Annotated in this window: 18 protein-coding genes and 1 pseudogene; 5 read left to right on the top strand and 14 right to left on the bottom strand. The window is 44.4% G+C overall.

Annotation, left to right across the window (positions count from 1 at the left end; all coding sequences use genetic code 11):
• Positions 1-98: 98 nt before the first annotated feature.
• Positions 99-1,424 (bottom strand): MFS transporter, encoded by a 1,326-nt coding sequence (locus ABNN70_RS06720; protein ID WP_353949211.1) that lies wholly within the window; start codon positions 1,422-1,424, stop codon positions 99-101.
• 421 nt (positions 1,425-1,845) lie between these two features.
• On the bottom strand, positions 1,846-3,267 hold the full coding sequence (locus tag ABNN70_RS06715; protein WP_353949210.1) for a sugar porter family MFS transporter: 1,422 nt from the start codon (positions 3,265-3,267) through the stop codon (positions 1,846-1,848).
• Between the two features lie 654 nt (positions 3,268-3,921).
• On the opposite strand from ABNN70_RS06715, the gene ABNN70_RS06710 reads away from it, so the two are divergent.
• Both ABNN70_RS06710 and ABNN70_RS06705 read left to right on the top strand, forming a co-directional pair.
• A complete protein-coding gene (locus ABNN70_RS06710) occupies positions 3,922-4,917 on the top strand; it encodes a LacI family DNA-binding transcriptional regulator (protein WP_353949209.1) in 996 nt (331 codons plus the stop codon).
• 105 nt (positions 4,918-5,022) lie between these two features.
• A pseudogene (locus tag ABNN70_RS06705) lies at positions 5,023-5,519 on the top strand (hypothetical protein).
• Between the two features lie 61 nt (positions 5,520-5,580).
• On the opposite strand, the gene ABNN70_RS06700 reads toward ABNN70_RS06705, so the two are convergent.
• Positions 5,581-7,092, bottom strand: a complete 1,512-nt coding sequence (locus ABNN70_RS06700) for an alpha/beta fold hydrolase (RefSeq protein WP_353949208.1) — start codon at positions 7,090-7,092, stop codon at positions 5,581-5,583.
• 186 nt (positions 7,093-7,278) lie between these two features.
• On the opposite strand from ABNN70_RS06700, the gene ABNN70_RS06695 reads away from it, so the two are divergent.
• The 3 genes from ABNN70_RS06695 (at position 7,279) to ABNN70_RS06685 (ending at position 12,011) form a co-directional block, all read left to right on the top strand.
• Positions 7,279-8,811, top strand: a complete 1,533-nt coding sequence (locus tag ABNN70_RS06695) for an alpha/beta fold hydrolase (RefSeq protein WP_353949207.1) — start codon at positions 7,279-7,281, stop codon at positions 8,809-8,811.
• Between the two features lie 179 nt (positions 8,812-8,990).
• Positions 8,991-10,802, top strand: a complete 1,812-nt coding sequence (locus tag ABNN70_RS06690; protein WP_353949206.1) for an ABC transporter ATP-binding protein — start codon at positions 8,991-8,993, stop codon at positions 10,800-10,802.
• A gap of 75 nt (positions 10,803-10,877) precedes the next feature.
• The gene (locus tag ABNN70_RS06685) at positions 10,878-12,011 is read left to right on the top strand and encodes a nucleotidyltransferase family protein (RefSeq protein ID WP_353949205.1); all 1,134 of its coding nucleotides are present in this window, start codon (positions 10,878-10,880) and stop codon (positions 12,009-12,011) included.
• Between the two features lie 27 nt (positions 12,012-12,038).
• On the opposite strand, the gene ABNN70_RS06680 is transcribed toward ABNN70_RS06685, so the two are convergent.
• The 11 genes from ABNN70_RS06680 to ABNN70_RS06630 all read right to left on the bottom strand — a co-directional run bounded on the left by ABNN70_RS06680 (position 12,039) and on the right by ABNN70_RS06630 (position 23,719).
• Positions 12,039-12,497 (bottom strand): lasso peptide biosynthesis B2 protein, encoded by a 459-nt coding sequence (locus ABNN70_RS06680; RefSeq protein ID WP_353949204.1) that lies wholly within the window; start codon positions 12,495-12,497, stop codon positions 12,039-12,041.
• 14 nt (positions 12,498-12,511) lie between these two features.
• Positions 12,512-12,805 (bottom strand): lasso peptide biosynthesis PqqD family chaperone, encoded by a 294-nt coding sequence (locus ABNN70_RS06675; protein ID WP_353949203.1) that lies wholly within the window; start codon positions 12,803-12,805, stop codon positions 12,512-12,514.
• A gap of 6 nt (positions 12,806-12,811) precedes the next feature.
• Positions 12,812-13,762 carry an aldolase gene (locus ABNN70_RS06670; protein WP_353949202.1) on the bottom strand — a complete coding sequence of 317 codons (951 nt, stop codon included), beginning with the start codon at positions 13,760-13,762 and terminating at the stop codon, positions 12,812-12,814.
• Positions 13,763-13,924: 162 nt separating this feature from the next.
• On the bottom strand, positions 13,925-14,059 hold the full coding sequence (locus ABNN70_RS06665) for a paeninodin family lasso peptide (protein WP_353949201.1): 135 nt from the start codon (positions 14,057-14,059) through the stop codon (positions 13,925-13,927).
• Between the two features lie 28 nt (positions 14,060-14,087).
• Entirely contained in the window at positions 14,088-16,040 is a 1,953-nt protein-coding gene (locus tag ABNN70_RS06660; RefSeq protein ID WP_353949200.1) for an asparagine synthase-related protein, read from the bottom strand.
• Between the two features lie 101 nt (positions 16,041-16,141).
• Complete coding sequence (locus ABNN70_RS06655) at positions 16,142-17,236, bottom strand: glycosyl hydrolase family 28-related protein (RefSeq protein WP_353949199.1); 1,095 nt, start codon at positions 17,234-17,236, stop codon at positions 16,142-16,144.
• Positions 17,237-17,262: 26 nt separating this feature from the next.
• Complete coding sequence (locus ABNN70_RS06650; RefSeq protein WP_353949198.1) at positions 17,263-17,571, bottom strand: hypothetical protein; 309 nt, start codon at positions 17,569-17,571, stop codon at positions 17,263-17,265.
• 152 nt (positions 17,572-17,723) lie between these two features.
• A complete protein-coding gene (locus tag ABNN70_RS06645) occupies positions 17,724-19,142 on the bottom strand; it encodes an oligosaccharide flippase family protein (protein ID WP_353949197.1) in 1,419 nt (472 codons plus the stop codon).
• A 5-nt stretch (positions 19,143-19,147) separates the two neighbouring features.
• A complete protein-coding gene (locus ABNN70_RS06640) occupies positions 19,148-21,133 on the bottom strand; it encodes an HAD family hydrolase (protein WP_353949196.1) in 1,986 nt (661 codons plus the stop codon).
• A gap of 49 nt (positions 21,134-21,182) precedes the next feature.
• A complete protein-coding gene (locus ABNN70_RS06635; RefSeq protein WP_353949195.1) occupies positions 21,183-22,520 on the bottom strand; it encodes an O-antigen ligase family protein in 1,338 nt (445 codons plus the stop codon).
• Positions 22,521-22,564: 44 nt separating this feature from the next.
• On the bottom strand, positions 22,565-23,719 hold the full coding sequence (locus ABNN70_RS06630) for a glycosyltransferase family 1 protein (protein WP_353949194.1): 1,155 nt from the start codon (positions 23,717-23,719) through the stop codon (positions 22,565-22,567).
• Positions 23,720-23,727: the final 8 nt, after the last annotated feature.

Raw genomic sequence — 23,727 nt, 5'->3', positions numbered from 1 at the left:
GAATATGATCACCTGAAATGAAGCTGAAAATTAAAAAATCCGGAATTCGCCATGATTCAGCGATTCCGGAATTCTATTTGCGTTGATGTCTGAAGAAGTCAGGCGCCTGTTTGATGATAATGTTTGATTAACACGTTAACTTCCCCCTTATTGATTGCCGGATCACTGATATTTAACCGTCTGATGAGCTGGACAATGCTTATCGCGCAGAGGCCAAAAATAACGGTACATCCCATCAGGATCCAAAGGAGAAGACTTGGCGAATACCCCATCAGTGTTGGCGTTGCTATTGAAAACACGGCTGTACAGGCTCGAACGATACCGTACGAAAATCCTGTCATGGTCGCTCTCGCATTCACTGGATAGAAAGATTGGCACCAAACTTTATATATCGGCTCGCCACACAGAACCGTGCTTAAGCAATAACAAATATATGCGAACGTAAAGATCTGCCAATTTCCACTGAAAGTTCCTGCAGCTGCAAAAGACAGAAATGCAATGGCTATTCCCGCATACATGGCTTTGTATCTATATTTTGAATCAGATATTCTGAGGTAAATGAAAACAAGGATCATACTCAGAATATTGGCTGTCATGGCTACCATTGTTGAGAACATCTGACTTTGATGATCAACCGTCACCAAAAAGTAGTTAATAAACGATCCCCAGGTATTAGCTGGTAGATTCCAAAACAAGTAAAACAAAGTTAACAAAATTAAGGGTACGAGATAATGGTTATTTTTAAATAAATCACGGATTTTTATTTTCTCCCCGGCTTCACCAGCTGCTTCATGGTCTTCTTCTTTAACTGAAGTAACAAGATTGGACTCGATTGTTTTCAAATTTTTAGAGAATACGCGCACACTCCAGTTCACGAAAGCAATAACACCGATAAAGCCAAATAAAATCTTCGGACTTCCCATTCCATAATTTGCGGTAAGAAAACCAATGAATTGAGAAAGGATAATACCAACCGACCAGAAAATCTGAGTCGAGGAAATGGCCCGACCATAGGCCTCCCTGGAAGTTCGTTCCGAAATAACCGCCAATGATGTCGGTAAGTCAGCGCCAGAAGCAAGTCCAGTAATCGCAGCACCCACCATTAGGCCGGTAAAATGATCCGAAAACACCATAACAGCAGAACCAACGGCAACAAAGAAAATATCAATATTAAAAACCGTCACTCGACCAAACTGGTCAGATAATTTGCCGCCAATAAAAGCGCCAACCGCGATCATTACCGTCAGTGTCGTACTCAATAAGCCAACGAGCCAACTGTTCAGATTAAGATACTTTGCCCAGACAGGAAGAGAAACGCCTAAGCTGACGGCCAGTGCAGCATCCAGATAAGAGGCCACCCCTGCTATGATAATAAGCATGATATGATCTTTACTTAATTTCACTTTTGTATCTGTCGTGATCATACCCCCCAAAAAATAAAATAATTTTGCATGAGACAGCAGGCACTCCATGCATGAAAGCAGCTGCTGAAGATTGAACGGCCACAGCGAGAATCATCCGGTTTTGCTAGTTCAAATTCCGGACAATCCATCACGTGTTCTTAAACATCATCATCTGTGTCTTCAGCCCTCTCAATCTTTACAGATCGTGCTTGGGCTAAACTATTTTTAGAATAAAAAACTCGATACGAATGTATTGAGTTTAAACACTTCATTCATTTTATATTCAAAATGGGAGTCGGCCAGGTGGCAGATGGGGTTTGCGGGCATGCCTGCTCTTGCTTTCTCTTTTCTTATTGAAATACCTCATCTGTCGTCCGGACCAGATGTATGGTTCTCCGTTCTCAGACTCGCCATCCTGCGCAGCGCCGCCGGCTGAGGAGACTCATCGCTTCAGCATCGAGCTGTTGACCTGGATCTGTTCCAGGGACTTTCCCCGTGTTTCCGGGACAAATTTCCAGGCAAACAGGTAAGAGGCCATGTTGCAGGCGACAAAAACAATAAATGTCTGTGAGAGGCCGATATTTGCTAAAAGAACCGGGAAAAAGGCCCCCACCAGAAAATTACTTATCCAAAGGAAGAAGGTTGCAACGCCCATACCCAGCCCGCGAAGTTTCTGAGGGAAAATTTCTGACATAAGCAGCCAGGTAGTTGGTGAAATGCACCCCTGAAAAAATCCTAAGAAAATCATCGTTGTCAAAATGACCAGATAAGGCAGAAGCGGGGATTGAACGAGCGCGTGGGAAATCCATGCAATGGCAACAAGGGAGATACCTGTTCCGGTGATACCCGTCAGCAGCATCTTTCTTCGGTTAACGCGATTCATCAGTCTCATACCTGTATAGGTTGCCAGAACCGAAACAACGCCATTGAATATATTGGCAATCAGCGCGGCGGAGTGACCAAAACCGGATTCCATAAGTATCGTTGTCCCATAATACATCATGATATTAATCCCGATGATTTGCTGCATGATGCCAATTCCGGTTCCAATTAACACCAGCCGGCGAATCCAGGGGATCCTCAGATCGCGAAATCCGGCCTGTTTCGTTTTTCCGGCCTGATTGAGTGTCGTCCGGATCTGGCTGATTTCATGGCCCACTTCTTCCGATGTTTCACGTACCTTGCTTAATGTTTCCGAAGCTTTGTCAACACAGCCCTTCATGACCATCCACCTTGGGGATTCAGGGACAATGAGCATGCCCACGAGCAGGCAGAGTGAAGGGATCATCCCAAAGGCAATCATCCAGCGCCAGATACCGGTATAAGAAGCAAAAGATGTCCCGAGAATGGCATTAACAGTAAAAGCCAGCAACTGCCCGCCCGTAATCATCAGTTCATTCTGCGAGACCAAACGTCCCCGGATGGAGGGCGTGGACAATTCCGACAAGTAAGTGGGTACGACAACTGATGCACCGCCAACTGCCAAGCCAAGCAAAAAGCGAAAAATGATCATCGCCCAGGCGTTCGGTGCGATGGAACAGGCGGCGGTAAAAGCAAGAAACACAAATGAAAGGTAAAACAGAACCCGGCGTCGTCCAAATCGATCAGACAGATAGCCTGCGGTAACAGCCCCCAGAGCTGCTCCCAGTGTGATGCTGCTCGTCACTAACCCTTCATTGGTTGAGTTTAAATTTAATTCTTCAGGTAATTTCATAAAGACCAGGGCGCCATTTATAACACCCGTATCGATTCCGAAAAGCAACCCGCCAAATGTAGACAGGGCAGCAATTCGCTTCAAATTTTTGATCGCTGCACTGTTCTTTCTGTGCGACTTGACAGGTTCTGCACTGGACTGATTATACATGACAAATAGACATCCTTTCTTATATTACCAGGTTAAGCTCTGTCAGTTGAAGAGGTAACCGGTTTCCCTATGAGGCGTAATTCAGTCATTCAATCGATCTTTCTCCCTCCAGATATCAGAATGCATCAGAATGAATATGTGATTTTTTTATCAAAGAATCCGGCGTAAAAGAAATACCACGAACAGGTTCTTTGTTCCCTTCATACTTGATTGTTTCACTAGTTTTGCAGAATGTCAACATTCGGGTTAGCGTTTGCAGCATGCCATCCATTGGAAATATTCAAAATCAGGTCCCCCGATTTACTATATTTTCCCCCTGAAAATGCGCCTGATTTCCGAAAAAAATGCTTGACATCCTGACTGTCGTTTTATAAAATTCAGATGGTTGGAGGTAATCGGTTAACTTTATCCTGTAAACAAACATTCTTCCGGGCAGGGATAACTTGCCCGCAGCAGCTCGATGAGTTCAACGAGCAGTCTTAGTGGGGGATGAAGAAAATCCCCCACTGATTGAAGTTTCACTTTATTGATATTCGGTGAAATGTGCGGAAAGGCATGACCAGGCAACCCCGGCGTATTCTTCATTCACTGGAGAAAATGTCCCGTTTTTACCATGAGCATGCATTTTCCAATCAGGGCAGGAGGACAACCACGATGGACAGAAAAATAACTATTTATGATATTGCCCGGCAAGCCGGTGTATCGACCGCTACGGTTTCTAAAGTGATCAACAGGACCGGTAAAATCAGTCAAAAGACGCAACAAAAGATCCATCAGATCATAAGGGAAACGGGTTATTTACCCAATAAAAATGCCTCCGGTCTGTCAAAAAGACAGACAAATACGATCGGTTTGCTTATCCCTGATATTACGAACCCTTTTTTTGCGGCAATGGCAAAAGAGATGCTGGCATCTGCGCGTGACTGCGGATACGACTTAACCGTCTGCAATACAGATTATTCAAAACAGAAAGCGATAAACGATATCCAGTCACTGCTTCAAAAAGGTATAGATGGACTGGTCATTAGTTCGACTAATCTGGATGAACCCGCTCTCCATTCGATTATTCCTTCATCCAAACCACTGGTATTCGTTTCATCCAATGATGTTTATGGGTTAAATGTCAATTCTGTCTCTGTTGACGATTATTCAGGGTCACGTATCGCTATAAAGTATTTAGCCGGACTGGGGCACCGGCATATTGCCCTGATCCTTGAAGAAGGAAACCAGAGCAAAGAAAGATTAAGAGGATATACAGATACACTTAGAAAACACGATCTGGATTTTTCGGCTGATTACGTCATCTGTGCGAAGTCATCAATCAGTGAAGGCCGTAAAGCTTTTGCAAAGCTGTCTCAACTGCAGCCTCCTCCTTCGGCAATTTTTGGCTATAATGATGTCCTGGCTATCGGCGCGATTTTGGAAGCAAAATCAAAGGGGCTTCGGATCCCTGAAGACGTTGCGATTATTGGATTCGATAACACCATTATGTCGGAGATTGTTTCGCCGGAATTAACCTCAATCGACCAACCGCTGGAAGACATGTGCCGCAGGACGATGGAATTAATTGTTTCCCAGATCAGCCGTCCTGCCTTGCAGAAACAGCATATCCTTTTTGCCCCGGTGCTGGTTAAACGACAATCAACCTGAAAAATGAACGCATCGATCCCTGTAAACAAATGCGTCATCAATCCGGCCGAATGACATAAAGTAGGAATAAGTCATCGCCCCATCACAAAGACGCGAGGGATCGATATGAATACGGTTCAATGGCTGGCATTCCGCGGAGTGGTCACCGCTGTCATGGATTTCCCAATAGGTCAGAACGAAGAAACACAGGGGTGCTATAAGATTATCATTGTTCAGCAGCAGGAAAACGTCGTTCATTTTGTGGTTTCGCCCGATACGTATGTCGTTAACGGTGCCGGTCTCGCAAATGGTGACACGTTGACCGGATATTACGACGGAAATGCACCGGTTCCGCTGATCTATCCGCCGCAATACCGGGCGCTCGTTATCGTGAGAGAAGAGCCCGATCAGCAGGTAAAAGTCGATTTCTTCAATGAGCAGTTGATCAGCCGGGATGGACTGCTGCAACTCACTCTTTCCCCCAGACCCTGATTCGTCTGACAAACGGACTGGACTTCACCGGGTACCCCGGAAACCATGATCTGATCGTAATATACGGCCCTGCAACTAAAAGCATTCCCGCCCGGACAGTACCTTACCGGGTCATCGTCTGGTGCGGCTGACAAGCGCCGGTAAATGGCCTCGATCAATACGCCAGAGTCAGATCTTGCCTGTTTCATTCACCTATTTTTTCTTTGCAGCACCCTGTTTAACAGATTCAAAAGGCTTACCCGCCTTCAGAACTTTCATGGCAAGCAGCTTATCCCCGTGATGCAGAATCTGGTGAACCAGCAAAGACATGATCCCGGCTAATGTCGGTCTAGCCCTGGATATCCTCTTTTCAAGCCACTGGCTGCCGATATAGTCCAGGCAGCCGGGATGATAGAGTTCCGCAACATGAAAAAACCAGCCGGTACGAACCGCAAGAGCTGCCTCTTCGTTCTGTAATCGTTTCAAAAAATTAAAAAAATCCAGGACATCACAGGTGACCAGGCCATTTATCCTTACTGCACTTCGTGTCGTGACTAGCAGATGATGTACAGCCGGATCCGAATGGTTATGGAAAATCTTTCGAAGATGAGACAGCCGGACACGCAGATGCTGCCGGGCAATGTCCACCGGGAGATCCGGCAGTAAGGCATCAATAATCTGATCCCTTGCTGCCACACCATGGTGAACTGCAAGATAGATGATCAGTTCCATCGCATGCCGTCTGCTCCACTCACCCGCCACTTCCTGCTGATTCCACATCACACGGAAATGGCCCTCCATTGACCGGATTTTCAGAACATGCTGTCTCTTATTCATACTTTCAGAAAGAGCAGCCTGCAGAGTTTCACGCATTTCCATAAAAGCTTCATTATGATTGATCAATAACGGCTTGGGGAGTGCCACCTGCTTTTGGGTAATAAAAGACCTGATGAGATCCGCCACTCTCTCGGGTCGGTCAAGTGCCATCAGCCACGAAGTTTCCGGTACGACAAATACACTGCTGTCCGGAACAAAAGTAGAAAAAACCATGTGCAGCTCTTTCGGTATCAGTAAATTTTTCTCACAGATCAGAATCAGAACCGGTACATTTAAGCTCTTGAGCTCATCCATCAAAGCAAAGGCCCGTGAACGGATGATGGCATGACACAGACCCAGAAGATCGAGAAAAGTCTGTCCCTTCAGACGTCTGAAAGCCCGGACGATGTAATTTGTCTTGTTCCGGGTCACCGGAAATACAGAAGTTGCCACCCATATTTGGGATAAAAGCGCTCTGTCTGCCCTGTATATTCGTGTCATTTCCTGATAAGAACGGGTTAAAATGTCTTTCGGGTAAAAATAGGGCACGGAGAGGAGGGAAAGTGAAACGATCGACTCGGGAAAAGTACGTGCAGCCAGAATAGCCAGCAGACCGCCCGCATGCGCTCCGACGAGATGAATGTGTTTTAAATGAAGGGTATGAATCAGAACGGACAATTCTTTCAGCAGCCGGAAAGAGGTTACCTTTTTTTCACTGTCTGTCGTCCGACCGTGCCCGAACATATCGTAGGTGACCACGTTGAAGGCAGATCCCCAGTGACTGATCAGCCCGTCCCACATCGACCCGTCAAGACACAGCTCGTGAATCAGGAGGAGTGTCGGCAGATGTGGATCAGTAAAGTGATATTCGAAATGCAGTTTGTAATCGTCTATTTTCAACATGGTCATCGGTCATCACGCTCATTTCAGTTCTTTAACTCATAATAAAGAAACTGTCTGATCAAAATCTGAACATTTTGTAAACGCAATGCAACAATCTTAGTAAATATCATTTCCCTCTATAGTAACAGGTCTGATGACGTGATACAATAGAATTATAGGTCCTTAGACCTAGGAGAAAAGGGGCGATGAGTGATGACAGCCATCCCGTTCGATGATTATACCCTGCACGCAGAGGTTCACTTTGTCAGTAATCAATTGCCCACTCTGTTCCTGATTCATGAATTAGCGGAAAACTGCCAGATGTGGGACCCTCTCATCACATATTGGAAAAATCGGTTCAATATCGTCACCTACGATTTTTTTGGTCATGGCAGAACGACGGACAGTCAGGTGCACCGTGTCACATGTAACAGGCTGGTGGATGAAGCGGTTACCGTCATTCATTCTCTTGGCCTGGAAAAAATACATATCATCGGTGATGATTTTGGCGGACTCCTTGCCATTCTGGTTGCAAACGCCTGCCGTTTAAAGGTTCAGTCTTTGTCTCTTATTTCAACACCGTGGTTTATGCCCAGAGGAACTTTTGATCCCTGGTATCAGCTGTTTTCGCAGCTGATCCACACCGATCGCAGGCTTCTTGCCAGCAAAATCATCCTTATGTCCACGTACCCGGTGACCCCATCCAAATTCAGATACATCAGAAACACCTTTAATCGTATCACCACCCAGACGTTCCTTGACTGCATGAATCTTTGCAGACAGATGAACGAAAGCCGTAACTACTTTTTCCTGAACGAATTAAAATCCCTTCATTTACCGACTCTTCTACTCGTCGGAGAATATGAATATGATCTGCAAATCAAGATGCAGATCGCCTTCTCCATGCTGATTGCCGGCAGCAGGCTCTACATCGTTCCCGGTGCCGCACGCCACATCGTTCTGGATAATCCTGAAGTCGCAGCAAGTATGATTCAGCAGTTTATCCGGGAGACTGAATCATCTCCCTCAAAAACGCAGTCACCCGAGCATGAAGAACTGCTGATGGACCTGCGCCATATGATTCAGGAAAGTCTGAAGCAGGTTGAGGACCAATATACGCACCATTTGGATATTCGGGTGATGAGCGGACCCTTCTCTGTCACGTGGAATGGAACATCAGTCACCGGTAAATGGCACCAGCGTCATGCTGATGAACTGCTTCTGGTTCTCGCCATGCACGGAGGCACGGCTTCGCGCCGGCAGATCATCCGGTGGCTGATGCCGGAGTTTTCGGAAACCCGGGCGAGAAACTACCTGCGTGTCTGGATTGCCCATCTGAATAAAATATTCCGGGATCATCCTGATCCCTCGGCGCGCCATATATTGATGACCACACGGGAAGCTGTCATGCTCAACGCTCAGATATCCTGTGATCTGCTTGAATTTGTTCATAAATCGACACGTCTTCATCAATCGGATCAGTCCGCAGAAAGAAAAGCGGGACAATTCATCACTCTGGCCATCCATTATAAAAATGAATCACTCCTGTATCTGAAAAGTGAGTGGCTCAGCACTTACGTCAGTCAACTTGAACAAACGCTTTCCGAAATTATGGCCGGACTGGTGCGTGACCTGATCAGGCACGATGAAAAGCAGCTTGTCAGAGAAGTTCTCGAAGCCGGAAAACGTTTTGAACCCTACGAAGGTTATGTTCGGGATGTGCTGTCGCATCTGGACGGTGCCTGAAATGAATCATTCAAAGCGCTGGTTGCAGGATCCGCCTCAAAGCGTTTTTTTCTCCTTCCCACCCTCCGATGTAACGAAGTTGTAATGACGAACCCTGTACGATTCATGCATACTGATTCGCCTTATCAGCAACCATTGATCTTTTTTTCAATGAACGCGCTGAAGCGGAGGTGAGCTGCGTGAAGAAATGGCTGGGCATTCAAAATTTCAGAAAAACGTTCATTCTGATCGGTCCGTCACTGAAGAAACACTGGCTGGCCTATTTGGGACTAACCATCACCATGATCCTTGATCTGATCCTGGCGCTCGCCTTTGCGACTGTTTTCGGGCAAATTACCGATGCCGCGATACACGGTCATATGGCCCGCCTGTTTCAGCTGACTCTGACCGGTCTCGCGGTCATCATCAGCGCTGTTTCCATCCGTTTTCTCGAAACCTTCCTCCAGGCATCAGCTGTTTACAGTGTAAAACGTGATCTGAAACTGAATCTATTCCGTCATACCTTACTCCTCGGAGCAGATTCGATGAAAAAAATGCGTTCCGGAGATCTCCTTTCCCGATTCGATCATGACATGAAACAGATTGAACAGATACTTGGCACCCGCCTGCTTAATCTGCTTCGCTATCCGCTGATCTACTGCTGCGTGTTCATTTATCTCTTCCAGATTAATTCAGTACTGGCACTCGTGAGCTGCTGTATCGCCCCCGTAGCCATTGCCGGAAGCTCCGTGTTCGGATTCATGATGCGGCGGAACAGCAGGAAGATTAATAATTTGTCAGGCGACAACTCACAGACAGTCAGCGAAGCGCTGCATGGTTATCAGGTGATCCGTTCTTTCCTGCTCCAGCGTTCTCTTTTTAACCGATATACTGCAGAAAATCAGAAACTGTTTTCTCTTGAATTGAAAAACGCAAAAATTCAGGGGCTTTATTACGCCGGAGGAGAAATAGCCAGTCGTCTGACCTTTTTTGCCTGTCTGTGTCTCGGCGCTTATTTTATCTCCCAAAATCAGATGTCAGTCGGCGCCCTGATGACTTTTACAACTCTGGTTAGTTACCTCGTCTTTCCCTTAACCGGAGCAGCGGGAAACTGGGCAGCCTTTCAGCGAGCGGCCGGTGCTGTGGAACGCGTGCAGGCCATCCTGAATCTCCCGCTGGAGGCTCCGAAACTCCCGCCGGAAGGCATCAGACCCCTTCCGTCTGCTCCGCAGGCGATCCAGTTTGATCATGTTTCCTTCTCCTATAAACCCGGTCAGCCGGTACTGAATCAGTTCACCCTGACCGTCCAACCTGGGAAAAAGACGGCGATCGTCGGATTCAGCGGTGCCGGTAAGACCACCCTTTTTTCCCTGCTTCTTGGATTTTATCAGCCGCAGGGAGGGAAAATCTGTATCAACGGGGAGGCAGTCAGTGACATCGGTCTGTTTCATCTGAGACAGAGGATGGCTCATGTCCCCCAGGAGCCCACACTGTTTAACGGAACAATCAGAGAGAATCTGCTGCTTGGAAGGAAAAGGTCTTCTGAAGAAGTCGAAAAAGCAACCCGGGTAGCAGCTATCGATGATTTCATCAGTTCACTTCCGGCGCGTTATGAGACGCAGATTGGCGAACACGGACTGATTCTCTCAGGCGGACAGAAGCAGCGCCTCGCCATTGCCAGAGCACTCCTGAAAGATGCCCCGATCCTGCTCCTTGATGAAGCTACCTCAGCACTTGACAGCGAAACGGAAGAAAAAGTAAAAGATGCACTGGATCACCTGATGGCCGGACGGACAACCCTGATTATCGCTCACCGGCTGACGACGATCCGCAATGCTGATCATATTGTAGTCATGGACCATGGCAGAATTGTTCAGGAAGGGACACATCAGGCTCTGATCCGTCAGGCCGGGCTGTATCGCAGGTTGTATAAGGAAGGCTTCGAGACGCGCAGCGGAACAGAAAAAGTAACGGAGATGAAGCCTGGCGATTCGCCTGCAACCTCAGTGTAATGCCCGATGCGATACGATACAGACAGAATTTACTCATTGTGGAAACGAATACTTTTTTCATGAGGAGAACGGACTATGCTGAAACTATTACATGCCCTGATCGATCCATCACTACCCTTACCGGCGGAAGAAGACGAATACCGCCAGATGATCAGTCAGCGCCGGTTCTTCCAGGTTTCCTCCCAGCTCTACTATTTGCTGAGGCGCCAGAACCGGTTGAAAGAAGTCCCTCTTTTTTTCAGTGAAGCGCTGAAAGCGGACGCCGACAGAAATCTGATACGCAGTTTGATGATCAAAGGTGAACTGGATCATCTGCTTCAATGTTTTACAGAGGAAAAGATTGAAGTCATCCCGTTCAAAGGTACGATTTTTGCGGAAAAGTACTTTGGTTCTCTGTCTGCCAGAGGGACAACGGACATCGATATTCTTGTGAAGCCTCATCAGATAGCCCAGGCGACAAATATACTGCAAAAACTGGGATTCACCTCACTCGTCCCCTATGCACCGGAACACTTTCACATCGTTCTGCAAAAAAAAATGCCGCAGCTCAGTACACATGTTAATGTGGAAGTTCACTGGCATTTTCTGAGAAAAGGCACCTCTTCACTGGATATGAATACGATCTGGGAGGGATCATCTTCACTTCCGGGCGAACGTTACATCAGGGAGCTTTCCAATTTCCATACATTTTACCTGATCTGTCTCCATGGCTGGAACCATGATCTTGATAACTGGAAATATTTTATTGACATCATCCGGCTGATTGAAGTGTTTCAACCCACGCTTAATTATCAGGAACTGTTCGCATTCGCTGAACAGCAAAAGACGTACAAACGAATTGCCCATACGCTGATGATTGTCTATCATGTTTTCCCCGAACTGGAGCGTCTCGTACCGCTCCCGCTTCCGACGGATTCCGAACTTTGGTGGAATAAAATGGACCTCTTGTTAAGCGAGGATTCAAAACGAACATTTCGCATGATGGTAAAGAAGATAAAACAATGTGGAGATTATGAAACATGGCAACAAAAATGGAATTATTTACGTATGACTATATTTCCTGATCCCGTTATTATGTCGGCAACAATAGGTAAAAACAAAAGTAAGTTACCTCGCGCTGTACAATATATATTCTTATTTTGTCATCGATTGTCAGGCTTCATGAAATCCATTCCATATATAATCAAATTCCGGAAAAAAATAAGATAATATTTATTGCTTAGACAGAATAGAAGACTACTGTGTTATTCTGCCTGTGGCGAACTTCCCGACAATGGTAAATTTTATATTGACACCCCAGCCTGTCACATAGCGAGTTCCACTACGAAGCATGGCATGCGCAATCATTTTCCCATTCTCATCTTTTGCCACACCAAGATAAAGCGTACAGGAAATCTTTCTGCGCTGAAGCATCTTCATCGCAGCGATGGCCCGAACAAGACACAGGCTTTTCCAGAATGTATGACCACTCATAACCCGGATGGCCCGTGCAATTTGCTTCAATTTCTTCTGCTCCTCAGGATAATCAACAAACGGCGTCTCTTCCATCCGCTTCCCAAGTCCCGGAGCAAGTCTGGAAAACGGGAGCAGGATCAGAAGACGTGCCCAGGCCAGATTGAGATAGGCTTCCAGATACAGACGCTTCATTTCTGCGGGGCTCTCCAGGAAATGTCGCAGCTTTTTGAACAGATGCATCTTCCTCCCCCCCGTTACCTGGCTTTTACTATGATCAAACCATCTGCCCGCAGTTTTTCAAGAAAAGGAAGAACATCCTGTTCGCAGGTTTCCCTGTCGACTGAATAGCGGTCAGTCAACAACTCAATCACACCGGCAACTGAAACCGGTGACTGGATCAGATCCCAGATGACTCCACCGGTTTTGCCGAGATTATAGTATTTTCCTCTCTCAACGCTCAGCATGACTTTCTCACCCGCCATATCACTTGCCACAATTCCTTGGTCCTGTGCAATGACATCTGTTAAAAAAATGGATGATTCACTCATACCCTTTCATCTCCTCATTGTTATCTTGTCATGGATTTGGTTCAGCATCATTTCAGCCAGACGCTGAGCGGTGAACACGCCTCCGGAAGGGCGTTCCAGCCGGTACAGATTAAGCTGGCCTGCCAGACGCGTGACGACCCTGAAATGCCATTCAGACAACTTCATATCCGGTATAAAGAAACCCCGGTACGTATGCTTGAACAGCAACTGCCATTCTTCTATTTTCGATACCGGGTACAGTTGCGGTTCATTTTTTCCCGACTTAACGAGTTCAAAAATACCGGTCAGAGGATGCGTCTCCCTGTCATAACCTTCAGTTACCGGTACAGAAAATTTCGAGACACGCTTATACAGCGGATCATAGGGCCGATTCATCTCTCCGAAATGCCTGAGGGTTTCTTTCCACAGTTTCTGCTGCGGGAACGAAGGGGTAATCAGTGGAGTCCCCTGTTCGTTGAAACTCACGGCAATGACATCATCAGTGAGCATCCGGTAACCTGACCGGATCAGTTCCGCAGTCAGAGTTGACTTACCCGCACCGGACTCACCTGTAATCGCCCAGACCTGTCCATCAATATTTAATGCACTGCCGTGCAGCGGAAATATGTGACGCTGCATCAGAATGATTCCGAGACAGGAACCCATAAGATAAAGCCGGACAGCACCCGGATCCGCGTGTGGGGCAGGTGAAACAACAATGCTGCATCCCTTCTCAACTTTAAAAAGACCAACCTCCCGAATGTGAAAAAGGACAAATCGGTCATATGCCGCATAATAGCGACCCTGACGGGACAGTTTCACCCATAAGCCGGACAAATCACCGCAAACAATCGTTACATCCGGATGTGGCAGAGGGCTGTTTGTTTTCATAAATTCAGGAAGCGGGAAGTCGCTTTTTATACCCAGCCCGAAAGCCCGGTAACCGTTCTCCTGAAATCTTTGATCGTAATTTCCCATTTATCCCAAGTCACTCCCCGATCGAATGACGTATTTTCAAAGAAAGAGCCTTTATACCCATTCTCTATGTATAAAGGCATATTGATCATCAGTCCAGAGATGATCCAGCTGATGAAGCACGCTATGTTTTAATATTACTCTTATCTGTATATAGAAGAAGGTTCAGCTGTCAAATCCACCACGGCCATGATTTCCTGATTCCACTGCGTCTCGTTCGGCTGGTCCTGGAGCGGCCATTGTCTGGCTAACATTCAGCACTTTCACTTCCGGTTTCTTCCATTCCAGTTTCTGGTTCACATGTTTCACCCCCTTTCAAAGACCGTCATCAGGTTAATTGATGGCTGAAGTTTTTTGATAAAAATTTCTGTACGGTATACGCGCGCATGAGCAATTTAAAATCCCAGTCATCCACGAGCTGTGGCTGTGGTCCCGATCTGACTTTCTCCATTCCTCTATCCAGTGTTTTAAGATGAAAGAGTTCGCCCGTCAGTGCGTCCTGTCTGAACCGACAAAGTTCATCCTGGAGCTGATCCCACTCCGGCGCGATTCGATGAATGAAATCAGCGCCCTGAACGCCATATTTATATTGGTTCATTCGGATGCGATCCGGCAAAATACCCTCTGTTGATCGACGGATTAAGGCACGATCCATTCCGTCACAGACATATTGTTCTATGGGTACGGACAGGCAAAACCTTATTACACGTAGATCAGTAGCCGGATTGCGGTCTTTTATTCCGTAATACAGAGACTGCTTGGCATGATGTGTCCCGATTGTATTCCACCAGTACGTATGATTAATTCGATGCAGGCGGTAGGCACAGGCATCATAGGAGGCAAGTGTATCGGCGTTATAGCCATATTCGTCCATCTTTTCGAAGACTCCGGTTCGTCTCGCAAGGTGATCACTGATCAGTTGCGGGACAGAGTGTCCTTTCTCTCTTGATAACAGCGAACCCATCCGTGGCCATGCATTTCTCGGAAGCTGTTCAATCAACCGTGTTCTGCCGATTTTCACATGACGGCTGTAAACACTAATCTCCCGATACAGGCTGATCCAGTGAAACCGTCTCATAAGATCAGCATAGAAGTCATAAGCGGGCCCCCAGGAGATCGTATAATTTCCTTGCTCACCGGAAAGCAGGACTCCGACATGCTGACGTGCCGCTTCACGATAAATACCATTCACCCAAAATGAATTTTCAAAGAATTTATAGGGCATCTCCATGATGTCAAAACCGGAGTCGAGTTCGGTTAACGGGTTTTCGCCTTTGAAATTCAGAATGTGTCCTTTAACATTCGGATACTTCTGAAATATAGTTCTGAATTGCGTTGATTCATCCGGAAGCATCCGATCCGGTGTCCAGTCGTTAAAGTCAGGTTCAGGAACGCAACTGAACGTATCCATATTCTGATTTTTCCTTGAAAGAGCTTTGGCAGCAAAACTGACAACCGTACCAGAATCGAGCCCCCCGCTCAGATAGGAACCAATATTTCTGAACGTGCGCAGGCGCGTATTCACGGCCTTACTGAAAACATCCCGAAAGGCTTCTTCATACTCTGCATCTGATTTCAGAATCAGCGGTTTGACATCATGAAAGTCACAGAATCTATTTAATTCTTCTTTTCCGTCATGAATCAGAAGAGAATGAGCGGGTGGGATTTGCCTGATCCCCCTGTAAAGGGATGAATTTGTATCAACACTGTCAAACATATATTCAATGGCCAGATACTCCGCCAGCCACGTGTCATTCAGTTTCCGTTCAACACCGGGAAGGGTGAACAACGGACCGATCACTGTACAAAAAGAGAACGTGTTCTGATTTCTGAAATAATAAAGCGTCCGACTGCCTGTAAAGTCTCGGGCTCCGAAAATGATTTGCCTGCGTTCGTCCCAGATTATAAACGCAAAGTCACCAAGCAGATACTTCGGCATATCCTCCCGCCATTTCTCATAAGCAAGCAGGATTAATTGACCGTCACCCATCTGCTGCCGCACATCACCGGAGATGTTCAAAGCATCAAAAAGTTCATCCCGGTTGTCCAAAATCGCATCGGCAGTAATGGCAAGCCCTGCACCCTTATAGTAAAAAGGCAGACATTCGTGGACAGATTCCGGGGTAACCCATTGGGCGTGACAACCAAGGAAAGCCCCATGATGTTCCCAGGTCTGAACATCGTCGGCCGGGTACTTCTGCAAAGCGGACATCATCCGTCTTCCCTGCCCAAAAGAAACAGGCTGATTATTCATGTGAATGATGCCTGCAATTGCGCTCATCAGAATTCCTCCTATCCCCAGTAAATCTTACATATTCTTCCAGCTCTTATTAATTATCATTTTAGCAAGAGATATGTTACACAATAATTACAGCCTATTACTCAGTTCAGGAATTTGTTGCCTTCAGACTCAAATGGCTGGTTCACCTTTTTATTATGGAAGATTGAGGAACGAACCGTTAACGTTCCCCCAACAGGTAAATCCGTGTTATAGATCGCCAAATTGCTGTACTCTTCATCAGATTTAAGAAACACACAGTGTTCTACTATTACTTTTGCCTGAGACAGAACAGCGATATCTGCCTCGGGGCTTCCCGGATAATCAATATAACCATTGTTGCGGAATGTACTGTTAATGATCACCACGTCCGCATGATCTTCTGCATGAACCCCCTGTCCGGCTATCTTTTCAAACGTGCATCCTTTAACGACAATCTGCTTTGCCCGAATCGCTGCACCAACAGCGAAACCGGCATTCTTCGTCTTACTGGTGTTGTCTCTGAAGACGCAGTTCTCAATCAGCCACCGCTCACTGGGTGCATTGATTTCAATATCATCACCACTATTATGACGGAACTGGCAGTTGATGATTTTAACATCATAGCTGGGCTGCTGATTTGAGAGAATGCCATATCCACAGTTTTCAAATATCGAATTCATGACTGTCAGATTGTGAATTGTTGAAGCATTCTGTATCCCCTGAACAGAGCTCTTAAATTTACAGCTATTAACAGTGATATCGTCGCCCATCGGCCAGATTCCAATTTTAGAATCAAATCCGATATCCTGAATCGTCTGATTCCCACGTAATGAAAAAACATTGTCTATTTGCTTATTTATAGATTTAAACGTAGTCTGTGTCTTTCCCGCACCAACAATAGAAACGGATTCAGGAATCGCAATCGGGCTTGAAACGATATAAACACCTTTGCCAAAGTAGACGGTCCCCTGAATAGCCGCCGCGGCATCAATCGCTTTTCGAATTTCTTCTGTATCATCTGTCTTGCCATCCCCTCTCACGTGGTAAGCTTTCGCCCGAATCAGAGACGGGTTATTCTGCAAATTTAATCGATGATCAACTGAATTCTGTTTCGAACCTTGCTCATTGAATTGTAAAGCGATAGTAACAGAGATGGCGGTTGCAAGGATGAGCAACACCACAACCACGATCACTGATTTAAGCCTTCTTCGAGACATATAAGCACCCTCTCAATGCTGATTCATCACCGTCTCAACTGCCACAAAACGAATTCAATCTTTTTTACTTCAGGCAGTCCGGAATCAGGATATATACGGTCGAAAAGCATGTTGACACGGCGGCTACTTTCATCATGAAGAAATCGTCTGAACCAGATAACAAGCTCACAATAGACAGACATAAAGGTCTGCTGAAAAGTCTCATCAACAGACACATCCACAGAATACAGTCTGTTCTCCAGGTAGCGAAACTTCCTCAAAATGGGGCGAAGATGTCTGATGTGACTTTTGATATCCGGCTGCTGTATCGCAGCAATGAGTGAGTCCTTGTGCACTCTCCTTCATCCTCTTCGTAAAGATCCCTCTGCAAAAAGGGCTTTTAATTCAGCTGTTAAGTTCCATTTTATTTATTGGATCGTAACATGGGCATTACATGAGAAGGAGAGGAACAAAGCCAATCTAGCTGGGAGGGCTTTCACCAGTGCGATCAGATTTCCTTTTTCAATATTTTTGATTGAATCAGAATGATCAGTTGATGTCGAAGTCCTTTATCAAAACAGAATACTATAGCTACATATAACCCGGTGATCAGAAACATCGCAAAAAACAAATAGTGATCGGGTATAAATGCAACAAGCAATCGACAGATAATAAATGCAAGAACGTTATACTTTATACAGTGAAAAAGAAACAGCAGGCTGTTTTTAATCTGAAGACAGAATCCGAAAAGCAAAGTTAGCTCAACACAAACAGGCGCAAGTGATGCACCGGTCAGCCCATAATACTTGCCTAATAGAATATAAGCAAAGATCGCTACAGCCAGTCCGCATGCCATAACCATCATTCTTTTATACTGATGACCTTTTGTCGTCAGATAGTCCGCCAGCGGATAATTGATAGATTGCAGGACAACCATATAGGAAGTAATGGCAAGGGCGAGGCTTGCCTCTCTCCATTCATCGCCAAGCAGAGTGATAATCCAGAAGGCAGGGTCTATAATAAATGGCATTGATATTGCCATACCGACAAATGACATCATTTTTAATTCGATCCCTGAAAGTTTCCGGTGGTTCATCTCATCCCTGTTATTTCCATACAAAAAAAGGCGCGGGTAAAATGCTGTGGCAATCACTGCCGGAACCTGATATAAAACGGACGGTATTTTAAATGCTGATGAAAAAAAGCCAACAATTCTCAGTGACATGACTCTTTCCAGAACTATGGGACCGATTTGAGGTAAAAAAGAAAGAATAAACCCATTGACCGTGAAAGCCGGGAGCTGATCCAGCAGTCCTCTGTTCCATCCTTTTTTTATTGATGTACACTTCAACATGATCAGAAATGCGATCATGCCCGAAATGAGATAAGAACCCCCGTATACGGGAGACAGAAGGGTCAAATCCCACTTCAAAAAGATACCGGTCAGCATCGCCGATGTAGCTAAAACACCCTGCATGACATTTAATGACGCCGTCACACCCATTCTTTCTGTTGATTGAAAAAAAGCATTAGCCGTTCCCTGCAGGGTATATCCTGTCACCATGGGAATAACCATACAGCTTATAATAAAGGGTATACTGGATCCATGATAGACAAGCTGAACAAAAATTAAGGTGACCATGATGGAACCAACAGCTAACACTGTTCTGACGAGAAAATAACTGCCTAAAAGGATACTCATATTGGAATTTATTTTATTTGCCTCCCTGATAAAGGTCTCAGTTAAACCCAGGTCGGCAAAATAGGTAGCTATTCCTGATATAGACATGGCAACTGCAAAAATACCAAACGCTTCCGGTCCAATAAAACGTGCAAGGAGGATCGTAGTCAGAGCAGAAATCAGGCGAATGCCCATATTCCCAATGAATAGATACGACGCATTTTTAAATATTTTCCCTATTTCCATTTTAATCAGCCATTTCTAAAGAATTTATGAATAACAGGAATATGGACAGTGTTTTTCAGAAATGCAGACTTCCACTTTGAATGTGAAAAATCCAGCAGGAAATTTTGTGGTCGCAGGATATATCTGTAAAGTGATTGATTATTAATCAATGAGGTTTTCTGATCATTGTCAAAGAAGCGAAAGAAGGAAAAAAGCTTCATTTCATTCTTTTTAGGATGAATACCCATATGATAAATATTGTTAAACGCAATGGTTTGATCAACATGAAGCAGCGGGGACAGTGAAGACGCCTGATAGTCTTTAATAAATTGAATGGCTCCTTCCTGGATCGCTTTGACAGCCAGAGCTTCTTTTGTATAATGACCATCGTTCAAGTATTCATAAGGGAAAAGAACGGGCTCAAATGAATGATTCTTGTTTTTCATGTATGTTTTTGTTGACCCTTCCTGTGCCAGAAATAATGATTCTATAAGGCCAATAAAAGAGCCAATGGGAGTACGAGCATCACGACCGTTTGCACAATCATAAACATAGCCCGAAAAGTCCAGGTGATACTTTTCTTTATATGGCCTGGAATCTCTGGTGAGAGCAATGTAATATCCTTTTATTTGATTATCAATATGGTTTTTAAGAAGGATGTCCCGTAAATAACGCTGAATGGAGCCGACCCACCCAATATCAACAATAGCAAATTTCCCATTTACTTGATTCTGACGTAAATAACCTGTAAGGTTTGCCTCTTCTTTTAAAGAATTTTCATTTATCTCCTTCTGCAGGTGATGATATATCCATTTAATTTTGCGGTCGCTTAATATCGCATTTCTCCTGTGCAATTCATCAAAATCAACATTGTATGTGTTTAACTTACGTTTGCTGTCTGCAAGGTTCAGTCCCAATGCTGTTATAAATTCTGATATGGAAAACTGACGCGGAAGAACCAGTTCTTGAATCAGGGAGTCGTAATTTTCAGCGTACCTCAGGAAAGGCACTCTCAGGCTCCTTCTTGATACATATAAGTATTTACTGATAACAGAATCATCCGGATATAAGGTCTCGTATGCCCTTTTCAAAATATATCCATCTCTTGACAGGAAGAATACCCGATGTAATTTATTTTTCTTTAATTCATTATGCAACCATTTTGAAAAGCCATAAAGTAGCGGGCCAAAGGATTCATAACCGAATTGATAGTAGTCATTAAAGGGATCCTGTGTGACCACTACGTGGTTATTTATATAGGCATATAGGGTTTGATAATCAAAGTTATCAGACATCCTCTTATTCTCATACAAAAGCCTGTCTCTGTATTTCGCAATATGAACAGAAGAAATACCTGCTCTCCTCGCTCCCTGAATATCCGCCTGACAGGAGTCTCCGACATGTATGATCTGATCCGGCCGTATGTCCTGCTCTGATATTAATTTTTTGAAAATACTTCCGCTTGATTTTTGAAGACCGTAAGTACATGACAGATATAAAGAACAGTAACCCCTATAGCCATTTTTACGTAATATACGTTCAATGACATCCTGAGGAAGATACATATCTGAAATGATAAAGATCTTTTTCCCGGATGCCCTGCACCAATTATAAACATCCTGGAAAGCAGGATTTGCCTGACACATTTCCAGTTCCAGATTAATTTCCAGTTTCTTAAGCCTGTCCCTTTCAATCGGAGTGTAATCTGTTAATTGATTGTATATTTCATCAAAAGTTATTTCTTCACGATCTGATGCCGCCCTCGCCCGGAACTCTGCCAGTTCTCTTTCTGATTGAAAATCAGCGTTCAGCAAATCACCGTATAACCGATGATAGTTACGCTGAACTAATCTGAATAGATCGGAGGGATGGGCGACATCCCTTTTGATGAGTGTATCGAAAATATCAAATGATACTATAGGATAGAGTTTGATACGCTGTATTAATTTTTCTTGATTAAATTTCGGATAATAATTTAATTTTTGTTTGAGCTGTTCTTTGAATTTGAACATAAGATCACCACAATTCGCAATTGATTCACAAGTATTAAGGAATACTTTATTACTTTAAGTAGTACAGATTTCTTTCTCTGACTGTGCTTAGTCTAGGTACATCAGCAACATTAATTTTTCTGATGAATCTACTGTCTAGTAATGCTATCCAAAAATACAATGGGATAAGTGCTAATGAATCAAATTGAATTTGGGAATATACAACAAGAAATACCATGAGTTTAGAAAAGTTACCGCTGCCGGAATGGATCATAAGACACAATGTTAATATGATTACCAGCAGTCCTGGGAGACCCATCTCAGATAAAAGTCTGGAATACATGTTATAGGATTGGAGGCTGCCATCACCTGTGGCTGCATTTCTCAGTTCTTCTGACTTCTGAAGTGCTTCAGGATCGATCGTTTTATAGTGATCCATATAGGCATAATGGAAGTTACCCAGGCCATAACCGACAAGTGGATGATCAATAAAGGACACAAGACCCGTCTTCGTATAAGCGGTACGTATCAGTGTTGATGTATCATCCCCTGCAGACGAGGGATCTGTGATTATATTTGCCATACGGTAATAATGATAGGATTGCAGATGAAATACATTCTGGACAAAGATGGCATTAATCAGGAGAAATACAGCCAGTGTAGACACCAGAAAAGTCAGCATTCTTTGGAGCAAAATTCTGGAATGGGTCGTAAAAATCAGATAGGCCGCAATAAACACCAGAATATCAATAAAATATCTAATAGATAATGAAAATAATGACAGGAACAGAAACGATGAAACGATAATGATGTGATTTCTGGTTAATCTGCCCCTGTTTTTCAGAATAATGACTGAAGGAAGGAGCAGTAAATTCGTGTGCAGGCCAATAAAGGACGCTTCAGAAAAGCTCATATGTACACGACTGTTTTCGATAAAACCGATTCTTTCAACAAATACCTGGATGATCTGGCTTAATGCCCCGCTTGGTATGACATAGATGTAAATCAATTGTAAAATTCCTACAAAAACCGCAATGCCGTATCCACGGACAATCCAGGTGAAAAGCTTTGTGAATTTCTCATCATCATCTTCGCACTGCTGGGCAAATATTTTGAAACCTATATAGCAAACCATACCCGCAAAAAGGGATTGTACAGCATCATATAATCCAGCCGGACTATAATGTCTTCCTGTAATTATGGCTAAAGAAATGCAGACAGCCATCAATAAAATAACAAGAATATAGATTTCAGCCCGTTTAAATTTCAGATGAAAAACAGAGGAGAGATGACAAAGTATGTATAACAGGATAAAGATAATAGAAACAGGCTTATAACTCGTACCGAACATGATGGGGAAATCATCCAGACAAAAGAGAAATGCCGCAATATACATGAGGATTTCCACGTTTACACACCTCCTTCATAACCTATTTTTGCCTTTCTATTTATCTACCAGGAAATGTTATGTAAAATTAAATTTTCCGATAAATTTATGTACATCTTTTCTAATTGGGAGGCTTCATTGTCAATCTCATAACCCTTTACAACGAATGTATTTCTATTAATAAGTCTGCTTCCCTTGATTTCGCTCATTACTTTCATTTTTTGGGCCCAGTTTGATGATCCCTTTAATAGAGAGAAAAAATCACAGGATTGATTGATATTAACTTCACCAGGTACTGCATCTGAAGCAAGACAATTTAAACCCGATGCCTGTGCCTCAACCAATACGCTACCAAGCCCCTCAAATCGTGAAGGAAAGACAAATAAATCAAAAGCACTGAGTAGCTGTGCCACATCGTTTCTCTGACCGAGCAAACGTACCTGATCCTGTATACCCAGGTTTTTGATCTGGTGCTGAATCGCCGGGCGAAGGTGACCATCTCCAACCAAAACCAGGACAGCATCAGACTTGATCTTCAGCAGTTCCGCAAAGGCATTCAGCAAAAACTCATGATTTTTCTGGTAATCAAATCTCCCCACATGCCCAATCACAAATTGATCGTCAATCCCCAGTTCTTTCCGTTTCGCCTTCCGTATTTTTTCATTAAATGAAAAGTGAGCCACATCAATGGCATTGTGAATAATTCCGACTTTTCCTTCATTAAATAAGCGGTCTCCATAAAGCCAGCGCCCGGCCGGTTCCGAACATGCGAATAAATGTGTGGCATATTTCGGGATGTTCTTTCTGGCGATTTCATCAAGTGCGAGCTTGAACTTGTTCGTCGTCAGATACTGTGTATTATGGCTGTGCGAAATTCGGATCGGAATGCCACATTTTTTTGCCTCTTTTAACACGAGTCCATTCATCGCATCCATATGGGCATGAACAATGGAATATTTACCCGTTCGAAAAATGTTTCTCAGCCCGTGGATATTGCCGAAATAGTCCCTGCTTTTTACAGGTACGTGGTAGACTTTGCTGCCCAGATCAAGAACTTCCTGCTCCCGTGGTCCTTTTTCCATTCCATGAACGATAAAATCAATATGGACTTTGCTTCGTTCAAAGTGCCGGTAGTAATTGATCATATAAGAGGTGATCCCTCCGAAATCCATCGGACCACCATTGACATACAGCACATTTACCGGATGTATGCTTTTCAACTCTCCCA

The sequence above is a fragment of the Sporolactobacillus sp. Y61 genome, from assembly GCF_040529185.1.
Classification (GTDB): Bacteria; Bacillota; Bacilli; order Bacillales; family Sporolactobacillaceae; genus Sporolactobacillus.
Note: the sequence above shows the minus strand (reverse complement) of the source record. Positions and strands in the feature narration are given on the sequence as shown.

What these genes read in the sequence shown, in the direction of transcription:
- ABNN70_RS06670 (WP_353949202.1), bottom strand. Translation starts at nt 13,762, where the DNA reads ATGGGAAATTACGATCAAAGATTTCAGGAGAACGGTTACCGGGCTTTC.
- ABNN70_RS06640 (WP_353949196.1), bottom strand. Translation starts at nt 21,133, where the DNA reads ATGTTCAAATTCAAAGAACAGCTCAAACAAAAATTAAATTATTATCCG.
- ABNN70_RS06695 (WP_353949207.1), top strand. Translation starts at nt 7,279, where the DNA reads ATGACAGCCATCCCGTTCGATGATTATACCCTGCACGCAGAGGTTCAC.
- ABNN70_RS06645 (WP_353949197.1), bottom strand. Translation starts at nt 19,142, where the DNA reads ATGGAAATAGGGAAAATATTTAAAAATGCGTCGTATCTATTCATTGGG.
- ABNN70_RS06655 (WP_353949199.1), bottom strand. Translation starts at nt 17,236, where the DNA reads ATGTCTCGAAGAAGGCTTAAATCAGTGATCGTGGTTGTGGTGTTGCTC.
- ABNN70_RS06660 (WP_353949200.1), bottom strand. Translation starts at nt 16,040, where the DNA reads ATGAGCGCAATTGCAGGCATCATTCACATGAATAATCAGCCTGTTTCT.
- ABNN70_RS06710 (WP_353949209.1), top strand. Translation starts at nt 3,922, where the DNA reads ATGGACAGAAAAATAACTATTTATGATATTGCCCGGCAAGCCGGTGTA.
- ABNN70_RS06680 (WP_353949204.1), bottom strand. Translation starts at nt 12,497, where the DNA reads ATGCATCTGTTCAAAAAGCTGCGACATTTCCTGGAGAGCCCCGCAGAA.
- ABNN70_RS06720 (WP_353949211.1), bottom strand. Translation starts at nt 1,424, where the DNA reads ATGATCACGACAGATACAAAAGTGAAATTAAGTAAAGATCATATCATG.
- ABNN70_RS06700 (WP_353949208.1), bottom strand. Translation starts at nt 7,092, where the DNA reads ATGACCATGTTGAAAATAGACGATTACAAACTGCATTTCGAATATCAC.
- ABNN70_RS06675 (WP_353949203.1), bottom strand. Translation starts at nt 12,805, where the DNA reads ATGAGTGAATCATCCATTTTTTTAACAGATGTCATTGCACAGGACCAA.
- ABNN70_RS06685 (WP_353949205.1), top strand. Translation starts at nt 10,878, where the DNA reads ATGCTGAAACTATTACATGCCCTGATCGATCCATCACTACCCTTACCG.
- ABNN70_RS06715 (WP_353949210.1), bottom strand. Translation starts at nt 3,267, where the DNA reads ATGTATAATCAGTCCAGTGCAGAACCTGTCAAGTCGCACAGAAAGAAC.